Below are 15,894 nucleotides of genomic sequence, written 5' to 3'. Positions count from 1 at the left end.
TTTGCACCTTGCACAGCAACACCCGTGGAATCCGCAGAGGGGCGGACTCCATGGGCGGGATCAGGTGTCAGGCGGCTTCTTTGGTGGAGGCGGTGGTCAAGATAGTCAGCAAGGTCTGCGCTTGCTCGGCGGCGTCCCGGCCAAGGCTGGTCAGATAGCCTCCATCCGGTTGGTCGATAAGCCCTTTCGCATGGAGACGCTTGGCAGCGGCGATGGCAGTGGGGGCGGCGGTCTGATGGACTTTCAGACCTTCCTTGGTGCTGTCCAGGGGGAAGAGTACAAGGATTTCCAGTTCGGCAACCAACTCAGGGGTATACGACATAAGGACTCCAGACTTTCTAAAATTTATTAGAGGCTAGCAGGCCATAAGGTGAACGCACTTTGCCGAACTGTCCAGCGTGTTGCTGCGCGCCCGAGGGTTATTGTTTTTCCGGCGGCAACTCAGGCAATGCTCGCAGCGCTGTTTCATACCACTGGGTATCAAAAGCGCGGTCTTCGTCCAGCATTGCATCGATCTCGAAGGCCAGCACATGGGCCATGAGATTCAGAATTTCTTCGCGCTCATAACCGACCAGCGTCAGTTTGTTGAACGTGGCCTTGGCCGCTGGCGGGTTGTCGCTTTCGATCTGGTTTTCAATCGCTTCGATCAGCGTGTTTTCGGTGAATTCTTCTTCGTCGTTGTCGATATCGGTCGGCTCGCTCATGGCAGGCTCCTCAAGGAAAGGGCGCCAGTCTAACTCCATTCAGGCGGGTGATGCTGCTGGTCAGGCCGCGCCTCAGCGTCTATAACGCTTGCAGCCAACCCCACACCCGGCCTGGAGGCGTTCGCAATGCTCAAGCTCTACGGTTTTTCGGTCAGCAACTACTACAACATGGTCAAGCTGGCGCTGATGGAGAAAGGCCTACCTTTCGAAGAGGTGCCTTTTTATGCAGGACAAACGCCTGAAGCCCTGGCGGTGAGCCCACGAGGCAAAGTGCCGGTGCTCGGCGTCAAGCAAGGCTTCATCAATGAAACCAGCGTGATCCTCGAATACATCGAGCAGACTCAGGAAGGGCCTGCGCTGCTGCCGGCCGAGCCGTTCCAGCGCGCCCAGGTGCTGGCGTTGTGCAGGGAGATCGAGTTGTACATTGAATTGCCAGCACGGGCGTGCTTCGCCGAGGCATTCTTTGGTATGCAGGTGCCGGAGGCGATCAAGGAGAAAGCCCGAGCTGAATTGTTGCTTGGGGTAGGAAGTTTAGGTCGGCACGGCAAGTTCGCGCCTTATGTAGCAGGGGAGCTCTTCACCATTGCCGATCTGTATTTCATGTACAGCATGAACCTCGCCTGTGTCGTGGGCGAGAAACTGTTTGGGCTGGATTTGCTGGCTGAAATGCCGAAGGCGAAGGCGCTGCTGGAGCGTTTGAATGCGATGCCCAATGCGCAAAAGGTCGAGGCGGACCGGCAGGCGGCGATGCCTGGGTTTATGGCAATGATTGCGGCCAAAAAGTAATCAAGTGTGGGAGGGGGCTTGCCCCCGATAGCGGTGGGTCAGCCAGCACATGTGCTGCCTGACACTCTGCCATCGGGGGCAAGCCCCCTCCCACATTTTTGACCGAGTTGTCTGTGATAATTCGGTTTAGCGGCTGGCGAGCAGAGCCTGGCCGCGTGCCACTGCTGCCTTCACCTGCGCTGGCGCGGTGCCGCCCACGTGGTCACGGGCATTCACCGAACCTTCCAGGGTCAGCACGGCGAACACGTCCTGCTCGATCTGGTCGCTGAACTGGCGCAATTCTTCCAGGCTCATTTCAGCCAGGTCTTTGCCAGTGTCCACGCCGTATTTCACGGCATGGCCCACGATTTCATGGCAGTCACGGAACGGCAGGCCACGCCGCACCAGGTAGTCGGCCAGGTCGGTCGCGGTGGAGAAACCGCGCAAGGCTGCTTCGCGCATGATCGCGTGCTTGGGCTTGATCGCCGGGATCATGTCGGCAAACGCACGCAGTGAGTCGCGCAGGGTGTCGGCGGCGTCGAACAGCGGCTCCTTGTCTTCCTGGTTGTCCTTGTTGTAGGCCAGCGGCTGGCCTTTCATCAGGGTCAGCAGGCCCATCAGTGCGCCGAATACGCGGCCGCTCTTGCCACGCACCAGCTCGGGCACGTCGGGGTTTTTCTTTTGCGGCATGATCGAACTGCCGGTGCAGAAACGGTCCGGCAGGTCGATGAACTGGAATTGCGCGCTGGTCCACAGCACCAACTCTTCGGAGAAGCGCGACAGGTGCATCATCGCGATGCTCGCGGCGGCGCAGAATTCGATGGCGAAATCTCGGTCCGACACGCCGTCCAGGGAGTTGCCGCCGACGGCGTCGAAACCCAGCAGCTGCGCGGTGTACTCACGGTCGATCGGGTAGGTGGTGCCCGCCAGCGCGGCGCTGCCCAACGGCATGCGGTTGGTGCGCTTGCGGCAATCCACCAGGCGCTCGTAATCGCGGCTGAGCATTTCGAACCAGGCCAGCAGGTGGTGGCCGAAGGTCACGGGCTGAGCGGTCTGCAGGTGAGTGAAGCCGGGCATGATGGTGTCCGATTCACGCTCGGCCTGTTCCAGCAAACCTTTCTGCAAGCGGGTGATTTCAGCCAGGATCAAGTCGATTTCATCGCGCAGCCACAGGCGGATATCGGTGGCCACCTGGTCGTTACGACTGCGACCGGTGTGCAGCTTCTTGCCGGTCACACCGATGCGATCGGTGAGGCGAGCCTCGATGTTCATGTGCACGTCTTCCAGGTCGACGCGCCAGTCGAACGTACCGGCTTCGATCTCGCTACGGATGGTGGTCAGGCCATCGATGATGCTGTCGCGCTCGGCGTCGGTCAGTACGCCGACCTTGGCCAGCATCGTGGCATGGGCGATGGAGCCCATGATGTCGTGGCGGTACAGGCGCTGGTCGAAGGTGACGGAGGCGGTGAAGCGCGCGACGAAGGCGTCGACGGGTTCACTGAAGCGGCCGCCCCAGGACTGGTTGGTCTTGTCGGTGCTCATGGATTCGCTCGTGATCTGCTTAAAAGAGGCGTGGAGGTGTGCCGCCGATAATAACAGGGTTGTCCGCAGACGCGGTGCTGTGGGCGGACGGCAATTTTATTTGTGCAAAGGATGGCTAAGTGCCTTGCCGCCGACCGCGTCCGGGACGAGACTGGGAGCAGGTTCTTATTGAAACGATATTTGACGATTGAGCAATATCGTCTCAGCGAGCGTCTACAGTTGGACTGAGCGTGTGTGAATGCACCAAAGTCGGGTCATGCGGTCAGAGCCCAGACTATCCATTAAAAAAGGGGGGTATTCGGATTGTGTATCAGCAAACCCTACGACGCTGCGCGAATGCAGCGGGTCTTGGGCGCTATTGAACAGGTCCGGGTAAATTTGGGTGCCGCTCCCAGGGCACTTTTTGCCGCTCGCGCTAGTCTTAGCGTGGATCGCTGTGACGCAAGTCACCGCACCTGTCTACGCTATCCTTGTGCGAGACTCACGCAGGAATCCAGCGCTATATGAATGTCCTGATCGTTGATGACGAACCCCAAGCCCGCGAGCGACTGAGCCGTCTGGTCAGTGAACTCGAGGGTTATACAGTTCTTGAGCCGAGCGCCACCAGCGGCGAGGAGGCGTTGACGTTGATCGATAGCCTCAAGCCGGATGTGGTGTTGCTCGATATCCGTATGCCGGGCCTCGATGGTCTGCAAGTTGCCGCCCGCCTGAGCGAACGCGAGTCGCCCCCTGCGGTGGTGTTATGCGCGGCCGAGGAAGAGTTTTCTGCACAGACGCTGGAAGACAGCGGTGTCAGTTTTCTCGTCAAGCCGGTGACTGGCGAAGCATTGCTCAAGGCCTTGAAGAAAGCCGAGCGCCCCAGCCGTGTTCAGCTCGCAGCCCTGACCCAGCCTGCCGCTCAGAGTGGTAACGGCCCCCGCAGCCATATCAGTGCACGCACCCGCAAGGGCATCGAGCTGATTCCCCTCGGTCAGGTGGTTTATTTTATCGCCGACCATAAATACGTAACCTTGCGCCACGAAGCCGGCGAAGTGTTGCTCGATGAGCCGCTCAAAGCCCTGGAAGATGAATTCGGCGACCGCTTCGTGCGTATCCATCGCAATGCGCTGGTAGCCCGTGAGCGTATCGAACGCTTGCAACGCACGCCCCTGGGGCACTTTCAGCTGTTCCTCAAGGGGCTCAATGGCGATGCCTTGATCGTCAGTCGGCGCCATGTCGCCGGCGTGCGCAAGATGATGCAGCAGCTTTAACCCCGAGGCCCTGGCGAGCTGCGCAGTCCTTATCCCGGTGCGACGCGGCCAGGGAGGCCCCGCACTTGCTGATTCAAATCAAAGCGTATTTGCCTGAGCTGTTATTATCTGCCGTATCTATTCAGTACGGATTGATCCATGTCTTCTCGCGAAATCCGCATCGCCACCCGTAAAAGTGCCCTGGCCTTATGGCAGGCCGAATACGTCAAAGCACGCCTTGAGCAGGCCCACCCTGGCCTCAGGGTGACCCTGGTACCCATGGTCAGTCGCGGCGATAAATTGCTGGACTCGCCACTGTCGAAAATTGGCGGCAAGGGCTTGTTCGTCAAGGAACTGGAAACCGCGCTGCTGGAGAACGAAGCCGACATCGCCGTGCATTCGATGAAAGACGTGCCCATGGACTTCCCTGAAGGCCTGGGCCTTTTTTGCATCTGTGAGCGCGAAGACCCCCGCGACGCGTTTGTTTCCAACACCTATGCCTCCCTGGATGACTTGCCCCTGGGCAGCATCGTGGGCACCTCCAGCCTGCGTCGCCAGGCCCAGTTGCTGACCCGTCGCCCCGACCTGCAGATCCGCTTCCTGCGCGGCAATGTCAACACGCGCCTGGCCAAGTTGGATGCGGGTGAGTACGACGCGATCATCCTCGCAGCGGCCGGCCTGATCCGCCTGGGCTTCGAAGACCGCATCACCCATGCAATCAGCGTGGAGGACAGCTTGCCTGCTGGAGGGCAGGGTGCAGTCGGCGTTGAATGTCGTACCGCCGACAGCGAAATTCATGCACTGCTCAAACCGCTGGATCATGCGGACACCGAGGTTCGCGTCACAGCCGAGCGTGCCCTGAACAAGCACCTCAACGGTGGCTGCCAGGTACCGATCGCCTGCTATGCCGTGCTCGAAGGTGAGAACCTGTGGCTGCGTGGCCTGGTCGGGGACCCGGACGGCGGCACGCTGCTGACCGCGCAAGTGCGCGGCCCGCAACGTGAGGCCACGGCGCTGGGCATCCAGGTCGCCGAGGAACTGCTGAGCAAGGGCGCCGGCGCCATTCTGCAAAAAGTCTACGGCGAGGCCGGCCCGCAGTGACCCAGTGGCGATTGCTGCTGACGCGGCCTGCCGAAGAATCGGCAGCCTTGGCGGCGACATTGGCCGATGCGGGTGTTTTCAGCAGCCAGCTGCCCTTGCTGGAGATCGAAGCCTTGCCGGTCACGCCTGAACAACGGGCAGTCTTCGGGGCGCTGCAGCGCTACTGCGCGGTGATCGTGGTGAGCAAGCCGGCGGCGCGTCTTGCCCTGCAACAATTGAGCGCGCCCTGGCCGCGATTGCCGTGGTTCAGTGTCGGTGCCGCAACTGCACAGATACTGGCCGAGCAGGGTCTGGACGTGCACTATCCGCCAACGGGTGACGACAGCGAGGCCTTGCTTCAATTGCCGGCGTTGCGCGAGGCTATCGCACTCCCTGGCGCCAGGGTGTTGATCCTGCGCGGCGAGGGCGGTCGGGAGCTGCTCGCGGAGCGTTTGCGCGAGCGAGGTGTTAGTGTCGACTATCTGGAATTGTATCGCCGTTTGCTTGCGGCCTACGACCCAGGCGCACTGACGCAGCGCATCCAGTTGGAACGCTTGAACGGCGTGGTGGTCAGCAGTGGGCAAGGTTTTTTACACTTGCAGGCCCTAGCCGGCTCCGATTGGCCTGAGGTGGCGCAGCTGCCGTTGTTCGTGCCCAGCCCGCGCGTCTACGAGATGGCGCGGGCCGCTGGCGCAGAAAAAGTTGTGGATTGTCGCGGCGCGAGTGCTGCGGCTTTGTTAGTGGCGTTAGGGAGTCATCCCGTTCCCACTCTCTGATACGCAAAGGACGGATACGTGAGCGAAACAGCCTTGCCTAAAGATGAAGCTCAGCCCGCGCTTGATGCGCCGGTCGGAACGCCGGTCGCCGCGCCACGCCGTGGCAATGGCCTGGCAGTCGTCGCTTTGCTGCTTGGCGCTGCGGGCGTTGCCGCCGGCGGTTGGGGAATCTGGCAGGTGCGTGCCCTGCAAGCCAGCAGCCAGCAGCAACTGGGTCAGGTACAGACCCTGGATGACCAATCCCAGAGCCTCAAGCAGAGCCAGCAACAGTTGGCCGCCCGCCTGGCGCAGTTGCCCGGCGCCGATGAGCTGGAAGAGCGCCGACGCCTGGTCGCCCAGTTGCAGGGTGACCAGCAACGCCTGAACCAGCGCCTGGAAACCGTACTGGGTGCCAGCCGCAAGGATTGGCGCCTGGCCGAGGCCGAGCATCTGATTCGTCTGGCCAGCTTGCGTCTGTCGGCCTTGCAGGACATCAACAGCGCTCAGTCGCTGGTTCAGGGTGCCGACGAGATTCTGCGTGAGCAGAGCGACCCCGGCGCGTTCGCGGCGCGCGAGCAACTGGCCAAGAGCTTGGCGGCGCTGCGCAGCACCGAACAGCCGGACCGCACCGGGTTGTACCTGCAGTTGGCCGCGTTGCGCGACCAAGTGGTGCAACTGGCGGCGATCGCCCCGGAGTATCAACTCACTGAGCCCGCTTCCCAGGGTCGCCCGACCAGCGATACGGGCAATCAATTGAGCCAATGGTGGGAGCAGGTATCCCGTTATTTCCGTATCGACTTCAATCCCGATGACAACATTCGTCCGCTGCTGGCGGGCCAAGGGTTGAATCAGGTGCGCCTGGCCCTGAGCCTGGCGCTGGAGCAGGCACAGTGGGCTGCGCTCAACGGCGAATCGGCAGTGTATAGCCGCTCGCTGGGTGAAGCGCGCAGCGTACTGCAGGATAACTTCAACCAGGACAACCCGCAGAGCAAGGCGATGCTAGCGCGTATCGCCGAGCTCGAGCCCAAGGCCGTGTCGGTGGTGACGCCTGACCTGGCCGCGAGCCTCGCGGCTGTGCAGGCGTACCTTGAGCGTCGTCATCTGTCTGCCGACGAAGCCAAGGCTTCGGCTGCCAAGCCTGCGGCCCAGGAGTAGAACCGATGAAGCGTTTCTATGTGATCCTGGTGCTGGCAATTGCGATCGCCCTGGCGTTGGCCGTGGGTATTTCGAAACACACCGGCTACGTGCTGATTACCTACCCCCATCTGCTGCATTACGAATCGAGCCTGTGGGCCACATTGGTGGCGGTGTTTGCCATAGGCCTGGCGATCTATCTGATTCGCGTCCTGCTGAGCCTGGTCACTGCCTCGGGTGGCGTGGTCAACCCCTGGTCGCGGCGCAATCGCAGCCGCCGTGTGCAGATTGCAATCGAGCAAGGCCAGATGGACCTGGCCGAAGGCCGCTGGGCCAGTGCCGAACGCCACCTGCACCGTGCCGCGGAAGCGGAGCGCCAACCACTGCTGTACTACCTTGGTGCGGCGCGTGCGGCCAATGAGCTGGGACGTTATGCAGAGTCGGATGGTTTGCTGGAGCGCGCGCTGGCTCGCCAGCCCCAGGCGGAACTGGCCGTTGCCTTGAGCCATGCACAATTGCAGATGGACCGTGGCGATACTGAAGGTGCCCTGGTCACCCTGCAGGCGATGCATGAGCGCCATCCTCACAATGCCCAGGTCCTGCGTCAGCTGCAGCGGCTGCATCAGCAGCGCGGTGATTGGTCGGCGGTGATTCGCCTGTTGCCTGAACTGCGTAAGGACAAGGTGCTGCCGACCGGTGAGCTGGCCGAACTGGAGCGCCGGGCCTGGGGAGAAAACCTCAGCCTGGCCGCACACCGTGAGGAGCCGGGCGAGGCCGGCTTGCGGTCTCTTGACCGCGCCTGGGAGCAACTGACTTCAGCCCAGCGCCAGGAGCCGCAACTGGTGTTGGCGTATGCTGACCAACTGCGTCGACTGGGCGCGGACGCCAAGGCCGAGGAAGCACTGCGCGGTGCGCTCAAGCGCAGTTACGACAGCCATCTTATTCGGCTCTACGGCCTGCTGCGCGGCAGCGACCCGGCCCGTCAGTTGAAGTTTGCCGAAGGCTGGCTGAAGGATCATCCGGGCGATGCCAGCCTATTGCTGACGCTGGGCCGTCTGTGCCTGCAGAACAGCCTGTGGGGTAAGGCACGTGATTATCTGGAAAGCAGCCTGCAGGTGCAGCGCAATCCCGAAGCCTGTGCCGAATTGGCCCGCCTGCTGGCCCAACTGGGTGATACCGAGCGCAGCAACCAGCTGTTCCAGGAAGGCTTGGGGTTACTCGACAATCGTCTGCTGGCCTCACCGTTGCCAGCCCCCGCCCAAGCTTGAAGTAGGAAAGGACCAACGGGTTGGCTCAGACGGATCTAGAGGCCAACCCCTTAACCCTATGTAAACATTCGGCTTAAGTGGGCTCGTAACCAATTCTTACGTCTTGAAGGGCGATTTCCTCAGTGTGCTAGCGGGATCTCCCCGCGTTTTAGCGGAATTGTCTGCTCCAAGGCGTATTGAAAGGGGTCGGGCCTTTCCTCTACCGTAGCGACCTATCTCTTGCGGTGCGGATAAACAATGTCTTTGGCCCCCTTACGCTCCTTGTTTTTCCTGGCGTTCATGGCCGGTGCGCTGACGTTGGGCGTGTCTTTCTATCTGGAATATGGCGCACTGTTGCAGCCATGCTTTTTGTGCCAGGTGCAACGGTTGTTGCTCGCCGCCTTTGTACTGATCAACCTGATCGCGGCCCTTCATAACCCTGGCCGCTCCGGCGTGTATGTGTATGGGCTGGCGAGCATGGGGTGTGCGTTGTTTGGCGCCGTCACCGCCGGGCGCCAGGTGCTGCTGCAGAACACTGCGTCGGACCAAATGCCGAAGTGCTGGCCAACCCTTGATTACATGATTGAAAACCTGTCGTTTTGGCAGGCTGCTCGGTCAGTCTTCAAGGGTACTGTCGATTGCGTCGAAATCAATTGGACGCTATTTGACCTCAGCCTGCCGGAGTGGAGTCTGTTGTTTTTCGTGGCGATGCTGATTCTGGGTGCCACGCCGCTTTCTCGCTTGTTGCTCAGTCGGCGTTATCTAGCGTAAAGCGAGGAAAATACGGTTCATGTCGTAGGACGGGATTAAACGCTTGTATGAACTTTCTCTCCTGCGTACCTTGAAGCCATAGTGATGCGGGCATAATCTGGCCCGCACGCGTTATCGAAACCGCTTGTCAGACGTGGCCTTGTCCGGCTGCCGCTTTAACCTTGAAGTGTTGCGCGGGCACGGGGCAGCAGCGTCCCCTATAGGGAAGAGAGATCATCATGTTGGAACGTTGTAAGAATGCTCGCGAACGCTGGGGTGGCGTGCACACACTGATCGACAAATGGTTGGATGCACGTCGCAAATTGGTTCTGGCTTTTGATGAATTGGGCGCCGAGCCTGGAGCGCTGGCCGAGAAGCGTGAGCCGTTGCAGGATTTCTGCGTTGTATTGGTCGATTACGTTTCTGCCGGTCACCTGAGTATTTACACTCAACTCACCAAGGAGGCGGAAGCCTTCGAGGACAAGCGTGGTCTTGAGTTCGCTGAGACCATTTACCCGCGCATTGATGTGATTACCGAAAAGCTGCTGGCTTTTAACGATCTGTGCGATGAAGGCAAGTGTGTCGCGGAAAAATTCAAAGAGCTGGGTGGTCTGTTGCATGAGCGTTTCGAGCTTGAAGATTGCCTGATCGAAGTACTGCACAACGCCCACAAAGAAGAGCCTGCTACTCAGGTCTGATTGGGGCAATGAGATAAAAACGGTGCGCTTGACGCACCGTTTTTTTATGCGTCAGTGGCGGATTCCGAGTAACTCGATTTCGAAGACCAGGGGTGTGTAGGGCGCAATCAATTCGCCTGCGCCGTCCGCGCCATAGGCTTGGGCCGAGGGAATGACCAGGCGCCATTTCGCGCCCACCGGCATCTGTTGCAATGCACTGCTCCAGCCACTGATCACGCTGTCCAGGCGAAACCATTGGGGTAGTGCGCTCTGATCGAACACGCTTCCATCGGGCAGTCGACCCACGTATTTCACCTGCACTTCATCAGTTGCCAACGGCTTGTTGCCGGTACCCTGCGTCAACTCGGTGAGCAGGATGCCGTCCGCCAATTCGCGCACACCCTTTGCAGCTTTTTCCTTCGACAAAAATTGCTGTTCGGCAGCGAGTGCTTTTTCGCTCTGCGGCACTTGGGCGTCGGTGGCGTTCTGTGCCTCATGCTGAGCAAGAATCTGTTCGATGCGGGTGTCATCCAGTGCCAATGGTTTGCCTTGGTAGGCTTGTTTGAGGCCGTCGACCAAGGCTTGGATCTGCAAGTCGGGCACCTCCTGGCGCAGACGCTCACCGAGGCTGGCGCCCAGGCTGTAGGCGAGGTCGTGCTGGTCTTGCGCAGCGGTTTTTGGCGGCGATTGCTCGCTCGCGTCGGCGCTGAAAATCGCCAGGCCAAGCACTAGGAAAAGGTAACGCGACATGGGTGTTCTCCGCCGAAAGTGCGACGGATTATGCCAGCGCGAGTGGCTGAGCAGTGGGGTGGTTTTCTGTTATATCGATAAGAATTTTCGTACGTTGCAACGCAACGCAAACGATACTGTCAACATGGCCTAGCGGCGGTAAGAGCAGAGGGCTAGTATGAGCCGCACCCACGTCAGCCAGGAGGTAAACCATGTCGGCCAAACAGAAGCCTGTAAATACCCCGTTGCACTTACTCCAACAATTGTCGGGCAGCTTGCTCGAACATCTGGAAAGCGCTTGTTCCCAGGCCTTGGCCGATGCAGAAAAACTGCTCGCCAAACTGGAAAAACAACGCGGCAAAGCGCAAGAAAAGCTGCACAAATCCCGCACCAAATTGCAAGACGCCGCCACTGCCGGTAAAGCCAAGGCACAAGCCAAGGCCAAAGACGCAGTTAACGAACTTGAGGACCTGCTGGACGCCCTCAAGGACCGTCAAACCGAAACCCGCACCTACATTTCCCAGCTCAAAAAAGACGCTCAGGAAAGCCTGAAACTGGCCCAGGGCATTGGTCGTGTGAAAGAAGCCGTCTCCAAGGCCCTTGGCGCGCGTACGCCGGCAAAAGCCGTCACCGCCAGCGCGGCCAAAAAGCCAGCCAGCAAAGCTGTTGCAGCGAAGGCGCCGGCTAAAATTGCCGCCAAGCCAGCTGCTAAAACTGCTGCTGCGAAACCAGCCACCAAGCCAGTTGCCAAAACCGCTGCTGCGAAACCAGCCGCCAAGCCAGCTGCCAAAACCGCTGCAGCGAAACCAGCCGCCAAGCCAGCTGCCAAAACTGCTGCAGCGAAACCAGCCGCCAAGCCAGCGGCTAAAACTGCTGCAGCCAAACCAGCCGCCAAGCCAGCTGCCAAAACCGCTGCTGCGAAACCAGCCGCCAAGCCAGCGGCTAAAACTGCTGCAGCCAAACCAGCCGCCAAGCCAGCTGCCAAAACCGCTGCTGCGAAACCAGCCGCCAAGCCAGCGGCTAAAACTGCTGCAGCGAAACCAGCCGCCAAGCCAGCTGCCAAAACTGCTGCTGCGAAACCAGCCGCCAAGCCAGTTGCCAAAACCGCTGCTGCGAAACCAGCTGCCAAGTCAGTTGCCAAAACCGCTGCTGCGAAACCAGCCGCCAAGCCAGCCGCTAAAACCGTTGCTGCGAAACCAGTCGCGAAGCCAGCTGCTAAAACCACTGCTGCCAAGCCAGCTGCGGCAAAACCAGCCCCTGCAAAGCCAGCAACTCCTGCAGCACCTGCCGCTACCCCGGCAACGTCCTCCGCTCCGACCGCATCGGCCAGCAGCACCTCTGCACCGGTAGCGCCAAGCACCACCCCAACCAGCGCTTCCTAAGTGCGGGTGACCCCAACGCGCAGCTGCTGCAGCGCGTTGTGGTCAAGGTCGGCGGCTTCGCTTGCCAGGTCCTCAAGCCATTCGTATTGGCCTTTCCCCTCGTTGGTCGGCCATGTCTTCGCCAGCGCTTCCAGGCGTGTCAGTAATGCTCGCTCGGCCTCCAGTTCCAATGCTTTGACCTGACGCCGTAATTCAGCCAACTGCGCATCCTGCTGTGCCAGCGCCCGCCATTGCACGCGGACTTCGCGCAAGGGTTCGACGACACGCGTGCGCCATGGCCGCGCAAGCTGCTGCAGCGCCACCACGCGTTCGGGCAACCGCGCCACCCCCCGTTGCTCCAGCCACGCACCACACAGCAACAGGCACACATCCGCGCCTTGCGCCTGCAACCGCAGGCAAGCAGCCTCCACGCCGGGCCGGGCGTAAGTCGAGAGGGCGAAGCTCCACAGGTCAGCGCACATATTCACACCCAAGCCAGCGGCCAACGAAGCTGGTAGACTCCGCCGCCATTATGATCCGACTTCAAAGCCTAACATTACAGCGTGGCCCGCAGCGTCTTCTTGAAGATGCCGAGCTGACCCTGCACGCCGGTCACAAAGCCGGCCTGATCGGCGCCAATGGCGCCGGCAAATCCACGTTGTTCGCCCTGTTGTTGGGTGAGCTGACCCCGGATTCCGGGGACTGCCTGCTGCCGGCCGACTGGCGCATCGCCCATATGCGCCAGGAGATCGACACCCTGGACCGCATCGCGATCGACTACGTGCTCGATGGCGACCTACGCCTGCGTCAGGTGCAACACGACCTCGCCGCCGCAGAGCAAGCCCAGGACGGCGCCGCCCAGGCCCGTCTGCATTCGGAGCTGGACAGCGCCGACGGCTACACCGCCGACGCCCGCGCCCGCAAGATGCTCGCAGGCCTTGGGTTTACCAACGAACAGATGGATCGCCCGGTCGCCGACTTCTCTGGCGGCTGGCGCATGCGCCTGAACCTGGCCCAGGCGCTGATGTGTCCCTCGGACCTGTTGCTGCTCGACGAGCCGACCAACCACTTGGACCTTGATGCGATCCTGTGGCTGGAAGACTTCCTCAAGAACTATCAGGGCACCCTGTTGCTGATTTCCCACGACCGGGATTTCCTCGACGCCGTGGTCGACAATATCGCCCATGTCGAACAGAAGAAAATCACGCTCTATCGGGGCGGCTACACCGCCTTCGAGCGCGCCCGTGCCGAACGCCTGGCCCAGCAGCAACAAGCTTTCGAGAAGCAGCAGGCGCAGCGCGCGCATATGGAAAGCTACATCGCCCGGTTCAAGGCCCAGGCCACCAAGGCGCGGCAGGCCCAGAGTCGGATCAAGGCGCTGGAGCGCATGGAAGAGCTGTCGGCGGCCCATGTCGATTCGCCGTTCGACTTCGTGTTCCGTGAGTCGGTGAAAATCTCCAGCCCCTTGCTCGATCTGTCGGATGCACGCTTGGGTTATGGCGACAAGACCATCCTCGAAAAGGTCAAGCTGCAGCTCACGCCTGGCGCACGCATCGGTTTGCTGGGGCCTAACGGCGCGGGCAAGTCGACGCTGATCAAGAACCTGTCGGGCGAACTGGAGCCCTTGGCCGGCCGTCTGACGCGCGGCGAGAACACCGTGGTGGGCTACTTTGCCCAGCATCAACTGGACTCGCTGGATTCCAAGGCGAGTCCGCTGTTGCACCTGCAACGCCTGGCGCCCACCGAGCGCGAACAGACCCTGCGTGATTTCCTCGGGGGTTTCGACTTCCGTGGCGCGCGTATCGATGAGCCGGTGCTGAATTTTTCCGGTGGCGAAAAGGCCCGCCTGGCCCTGGCCCTGATCGCCTGGGACCGCCCGAACCTGCTGCTGCTCGACGAGCCGACCAACCACCTGGACCTGGAAATGCGCCTGGCGCTGACCATGGCCCTGCAGGAATTCAGTGGCGCGGTACTGGTGGTGTCTCACGATCGCCACCTGCTCAAAAGCACCACTGATAACTTCCTGCTGGTGGCCGACGGCAAGGTCGAGGAATTCGACGGCGACCTGGACGACTATGCGCGCTGGCTGACCGACTACCGTCTGCGCAATGCGCCGGCCAGCAACACACCGGTCAACCCGGACAAGACCGACAAGAAAGCCCAGCGCCAGGCTGCCGCCGCACTGCGTCAGCAGTTGGCGCCGCACAAGCGCGAAGCCGACAAGCTGGAGATCGAGTTGGGCAAGGTGCACGAGCGCCTGGCCAAGATCGAGACCAGCCTTGGCGACAGCGCTGTGTATGAGGCCGCGCGCAAGGATGAACTGCGCGACCTGCTGGCCGAACAGGCCCGGCTCAAGGTGCGAGAAGGGCAACTGGAGGAATCCTGGATGGAAGCCCTCGAAGTGCTTGAAACCCTGCAAGCGGAGCTGGAGGCGCTGTCCTGATGGAAGCGTTGCAGCTGCCCTTGCCGGAGCAATGGATCGAGCCGGTGTGGATCGGCGTGCAAATCCTGCTGATCCTGCTGGCGGGTTACCTTGCCCAGCGTTTTGTCGCCCAGGGCCTGACTCGACTGGGTGAGCGCTATCCGTTTCCGCCGCAGTTGTTGATGCCGCTGCGCGGTGGCCTGCGCTGGCTGATCATGGGCAGCGCGCTGATCTTCGTGTTGGGCCGTCTGGGCGTTTCCGCCACGGTGCTGTGGACGGCGCTGTCAGGCTTTGTGGCGGTGGCGGCGGTAGCGTTCTTCGCCATGTGGTCGGTGCTGTCCAATCTGCTGTGCGCGATCTTGATCTTCACTGTGGGGCCGTTCCGCCTCGGCGACATCGTCGAATTGGTGGACACTGTCGACAAGCCCGGTGTGAAAGGGCGCGTCGTGGCGATCAACCTGCTCTATACCACGCTGGTCGAGGTGGCAGAGGCCGGTACGGACAGCGCGATGGTACAAGTGCCCAACAGCCTGTTCTTCCAGCGCTCGGTGCGGCGTTGGCCCGGTACCCATGTGTTCCCTGGCGACCGTTAGAAATCACCGCCTGCAAAAATTGATAGCCAGCCTTTGGCCGCCAGCGTTAGCTTAAGGCACAACCGCAAACTCCTTTCCGAGGTGTGCAATGGCACTCGACACGTGGCTGGCCTTTTTCCTGGCCAGTTGGATCATCTCCCTTTCCCCCGGCGCGGGCGCCATCGCTTCGATGTCCAGCGGCCTGCAATACGGTTTCGTACGCGGTTACTGGAACGCCATTGGCCTGCAGCTGGGCCTGGCGATGCAGATTGCCGTGGTGGCGGGCGGCTTGGGTGCCATCCTGGCGACGTCCTCCACCGCGTTTTATGCGATCAAATGGTTTGGCGTGGCGTACCTGGTCTACCTGGCCATCAAGCAATGGCGCGCCTTGCCCATGGACATGACCGATGACGCCGCAGTACGCCCGATTGGCAAGCCGATGGCCATGATGTTCCGTGGTTTTCTGGTCAACGCCAGCAACCCGAAGGCGTTGGTGTTCATGCTCGCGGTATTGCCGCAGTTCGTGAATCCACAGGCACCGTTGGCGGTCCAGTACCTGATCATTGGTGCAACGATGATCAGCGTCGATATGATCGTGATGGCCGGTTATACGGGGTTGGCCTCGAAAGTCCTGCGCCTGTTGCGCTCGCCTAAGCAGCAGAAGCGTGTGAACCGCACATTCGCCGGGTTGTTCGTCGGCGCCGCCGGTTTCCTCGCCAGCCTGCATCGCGCCACGGCGTAATTGGCGAAACCGGATCAAAATGTGGGAGGGGGCTTGCTCCCGATGGCGGGGTATCAGTCAGCTCATCGCTAGCTGAACCACCGCTATCGGGGGCAAGCCCCCTCCCACATTGGTTTTGTGGCAATGCCAAATAACATCTTGAGTCAAATCTGTTAAAGCTGAACAATAGTGTTACTTCGTATTTC

The 15,894-nt window shown here is 60.8% G+C and carries 17 protein-coding genes; 12 read left to right on the top strand and 5 right to left on the bottom strand.

Features of this window, described 5'->3' with window-relative positions; all coding sequences use genetic code 11:
* Positions 1–67: 67 nt before the first annotated feature.
* Both C4J90_RS25840 and C4J90_RS25835 read right to left on the bottom strand, forming a co-directional pair.
* On the bottom strand, positions 68–322 hold the full coding sequence (locus tag C4J90_RS25840) for a TIGR02647 family protein (protein WP_003195403.1): 255 nt from the start codon (positions 320–322) through the stop codon (positions 68–70).
* Between the two features lie 97 nt (positions 323–419).
* Positions 420–704: a hypothetical protein gene (locus C4J90_RS25835; protein WP_124364938.1), complete on the bottom strand. Its 285-nt coding sequence runs from the start codon at positions 702–704 to the stop codon at positions 420–422.
* A 126-nt stretch (positions 705–830) separates the two neighbouring features.
* On the opposite strand from C4J90_RS25835, the gene C4J90_RS25830 reads away from it, so the two are divergent.
* The gene (locus C4J90_RS25830; protein ID WP_124421107.1) at positions 831–1,490 is read left to right on the top strand and encodes a glutathione S-transferase family protein; all 660 of its coding nucleotides are present in this window, start codon (positions 831–833) and stop codon (positions 1,488–1,490) included.
* A 126-nt stretch (positions 1,491–1,616) separates the two neighbouring features.
* Here C4J90_RS25830 and argH read toward each other — a convergent pair whose 3' ends face one another.
* Entirely contained in the window at positions 1,617–3,011 is a 1,395-nt protein-coding gene (gene argH / locus C4J90_RS25825) for an argininosuccinate lyase (protein WP_124421106.1), read from the bottom strand.
* A 503-nt stretch (positions 3,012–3,514) separates the two neighbouring features.
* Between argH and C4J90_RS25820 the strand changes: the two genes are divergently transcribed.
* From C4J90_RS25820 to rsd, 7 genes are all read left to right on the top strand, one after another.
* Positions 3,515–4,261: a LytTR family DNA-binding domain-containing protein gene (locus C4J90_RS25820; protein ID WP_124364935.1), complete on the top strand. Its 747-nt coding sequence runs from the start codon at positions 3,515–3,517 to the stop codon at positions 4,259–4,261.
* A 138-nt stretch (positions 4,262–4,399) separates the two neighbouring features.
* Positions 4,400–5,341, top strand: a complete 942-nt coding sequence (gene hemC, locus C4J90_RS25815) for a hydroxymethylbilane synthase (protein WP_124364934.1) — start codon at positions 4,400–4,402, stop codon at positions 5,339–5,341.
* The gene (locus tag C4J90_RS27270; RefSeq protein ID WP_256658899.1) at positions 5,338–6,096 is read left to right on the top strand and encodes a uroporphyrinogen-III synthase; all 759 of its coding nucleotides are present in this window, start codon (positions 5,338–5,340) and stop codon (positions 6,094–6,096) included. The genes hemC and C4J90_RS27270 overlap by 4 nt, the downstream gene beginning before the upstream one ends.
* Positions 6,097–6,114: 18 nt before the next feature.
* Positions 6,115–7,230 (top strand): uroporphyrinogen-III C-methyltransferase, encoded by a 1,116-nt coding sequence (locus C4J90_RS27265; RefSeq protein ID WP_256658898.1) that lies wholly within the window; start codon positions 6,115–6,117, stop codon positions 7,228–7,230.
* Positions 7,231–7,235: 5 nt separating this feature from the next.
* Positions 7,236–8,477, top strand: coding sequence for a heme biosynthesis protein HemY (locus C4J90_RS25805; protein WP_124421105.1), 1,242 nt, complete (start codon positions 7,236–7,238; stop codon positions 8,475–8,477).
* Between the two features lie 237 nt (positions 8,478–8,714).
* Positions 8,715–9,227 (top strand): disulfide bond formation protein B, encoded by a 513-nt coding sequence (locus C4J90_RS25800; protein ID WP_124364932.1) that lies wholly within the window; start codon positions 8,715–8,717, stop codon positions 9,225–9,227.
* 218 nt (positions 9,228–9,445) lie between these two features.
* On the top strand, positions 9,446–9,904 hold the full coding sequence (rsd, locus tag C4J90_RS25795) for a sigma D regulator (protein WP_124364931.1): 459 nt from the start codon (positions 9,446–9,448) through the stop codon (positions 9,902–9,904).
* Positions 9,905–9,955: 51 nt separating this feature from the next.
* Here the strand turns inward: rsd and C4J90_RS25790 are convergent, their stop codons facing one another.
* Positions 9,956–10,633 carry an FKBP-type peptidyl-prolyl cis-trans isomerase gene (locus C4J90_RS25790; protein ID WP_124421104.1) on the bottom strand — a complete coding sequence of 226 codons (678 nt, stop codon included), beginning with the start codon at positions 10,631–10,633 and terminating at the stop codon, positions 9,956–9,958.
* A gap of 191 nt (positions 10,634–10,824) precedes the next feature.
* On the opposite strand from C4J90_RS25790, the gene C4J90_RS25785 reads away from it, so the two are divergent.
* A complete protein-coding gene (locus tag C4J90_RS25785; RefSeq protein WP_124415890.1) occupies positions 10,825–11,994 on the top strand; it encodes an AlgP family protein in 1,170 nt (389 codons plus the stop codon).
* Here C4J90_RS25785 and C4J90_RS25780 read toward each other — a convergent pair.
* On the bottom strand, positions 11,991–12,455 hold the full coding sequence (locus tag C4J90_RS25780) for a TIGR02444 family protein (RefSeq protein WP_177412760.1): 465 nt from the start codon (positions 12,453–12,455) through the stop codon (positions 11,991–11,993). The two genes, C4J90_RS25785 and C4J90_RS25780, sit on opposite strands and share 4 nt — an antisense overlap.
* Positions 12,456–12,505: 50 nt before the next feature.
* Between C4J90_RS25780 and C4J90_RS25775 the strand changes: the two genes are divergently transcribed.
* The 3 genes from C4J90_RS25775 (at position 12,506) to C4J90_RS25765 (ending at position 15,709) form a co-directional block, all read left to right on the top strand.
* Complete coding sequence (locus C4J90_RS25775) at positions 12,506–14,416, top strand: ATP-binding cassette domain-containing protein (protein ID WP_124421103.1); 1,911 nt, start codon at positions 12,506–12,508, stop codon at positions 14,414–14,416.
* Positions 14,416–14,988: a mechanosensitive ion channel family protein gene (locus tag C4J90_RS25770; RefSeq protein WP_124421102.1), complete on the top strand. Its 573-nt coding sequence runs from the start codon at positions 14,416–14,418 to the stop codon at positions 14,986–14,988. The genes C4J90_RS25775 and C4J90_RS25770 overlap by 1 nt, the downstream gene beginning before the upstream one ends.
* An 88-nt stretch (positions 14,989–15,076) precedes the next feature.
* Positions 15,077–15,709, top strand: a complete 633-nt coding sequence (locus C4J90_RS25765; protein ID WP_124364925.1) for a LysE family transporter — start codon at positions 15,077–15,079, stop codon at positions 15,707–15,709.
* Positions 15,710–15,894 lie beyond the last annotated feature (185 nt).

The sequence above is a fragment of the Pseudomonas sp. R2-60-08W genome (genome assembly GCF_003852335.1).
Taxonomy (GTDB): Bacteria; Pseudomonadota; Gammaproteobacteria; order Pseudomonadales; family Pseudomonadaceae; genus Aquipseudomonas.
Note: the sequence above shows the minus strand (reverse complement) of the source record. Positions and strands in the feature narration are given on the sequence as shown.

What these genes read in the sequence shown, in the direction of transcription:
- C4J90_RS25790 (WP_124421104.1), bottom strand. Translation starts at nt 10,633, where the DNA reads ATGTCGCGTTACCTTTTCCTAGTGCTTGGCCTGGCGATTTTCAGCGCC.
- C4J90_RS25820 (WP_124364935.1), top strand. Translation starts at nt 3,515, where the DNA reads ATGAATGTCCTGATCGTTGATGACGAACCCCAAGCCCGCGAGCGACTG.
- rsd (WP_124364931.1), top strand. Translation starts at nt 9,446, where the DNA reads ATGTTGGAACGTTGTAAGAATGCTCGCGAACGCTGGGGTGGCGTGCAC.
- argH (WP_124421106.1), bottom strand. Translation starts at nt 3,011, where the DNA reads ATGAGCACCGACAAGACCAACCAGTCCTGGGGCGGCCGCTTCAGTGAA.
- C4J90_RS25770 (WP_124421102.1), top strand. Translation starts at nt 14,416, where the DNA reads ATGGAAGCGTTGCAGCTGCCCTTGCCGGAGCAATGGATCGAGCCGGTG.
- C4J90_RS25765 (WP_124364925.1), top strand. Translation starts at nt 15,077, where the DNA reads ATGGCACTCGACACGTGGCTGGCCTTTTTCCTGGCCAGTTGGATCATC.
- C4J90_RS25830 (WP_124421107.1), top strand. Translation starts at nt 831, where the DNA reads ATGCTCAAGCTCTACGGTTTTTCGGTCAGCAACTACTACAACATGGTC.
- C4J90_RS25835 (WP_124364938.1), bottom strand. Translation starts at nt 704, where the DNA reads ATGAGCGAGCCGACCGATATCGACAACGACGAAGAAGAATTCACCGAA.
- C4J90_RS25805 (WP_124421105.1), top strand. Translation starts at nt 7,236, where the DNA reads ATGAAGCGTTTCTATGTGATCCTGGTGCTGGCAATTGCGATCGCCCTG.
- C4J90_RS25780 (WP_177412760.1), bottom strand. Translation starts at nt 12,455, where the DNA reads ATGTGCGCTGACCTGTGGAGCTTCGCCCTCTCGACTTACGCCCGGCCC.
- C4J90_RS25840 (WP_003195403.1), bottom strand. Translation starts at nt 322, where the DNA reads ATGTCGTATACCCCTGAGTTGGTTGCCGAACTGGAAATCCTTGTACTC.
- C4J90_RS25785 (WP_124415890.1), top strand. Translation starts at nt 10,825, where the DNA reads ATGTCGGCCAAACAGAAGCCTGTAAATACCCCGTTGCACTTACTCCAA.
- C4J90_RS25775 (WP_124421103.1), top strand. Translation starts at nt 12,506, where the DNA reads ATGATCCGACTTCAAAGCCTAACATTACAGCGTGGCCCGCAGCGTCTT.
- hemC (WP_124364934.1), top strand. Translation starts at nt 4,400, where the DNA reads ATGTCTTCTCGCGAAATCCGCATCGCCACCCGTAAAAGTGCCCTGGCC.
- C4J90_RS25800 (WP_124364932.1), top strand. Translation starts at nt 8,715, where the DNA reads ATGTCTTTGGCCCCCTTACGCTCCTTGTTTTTCCTGGCGTTCATGGCC.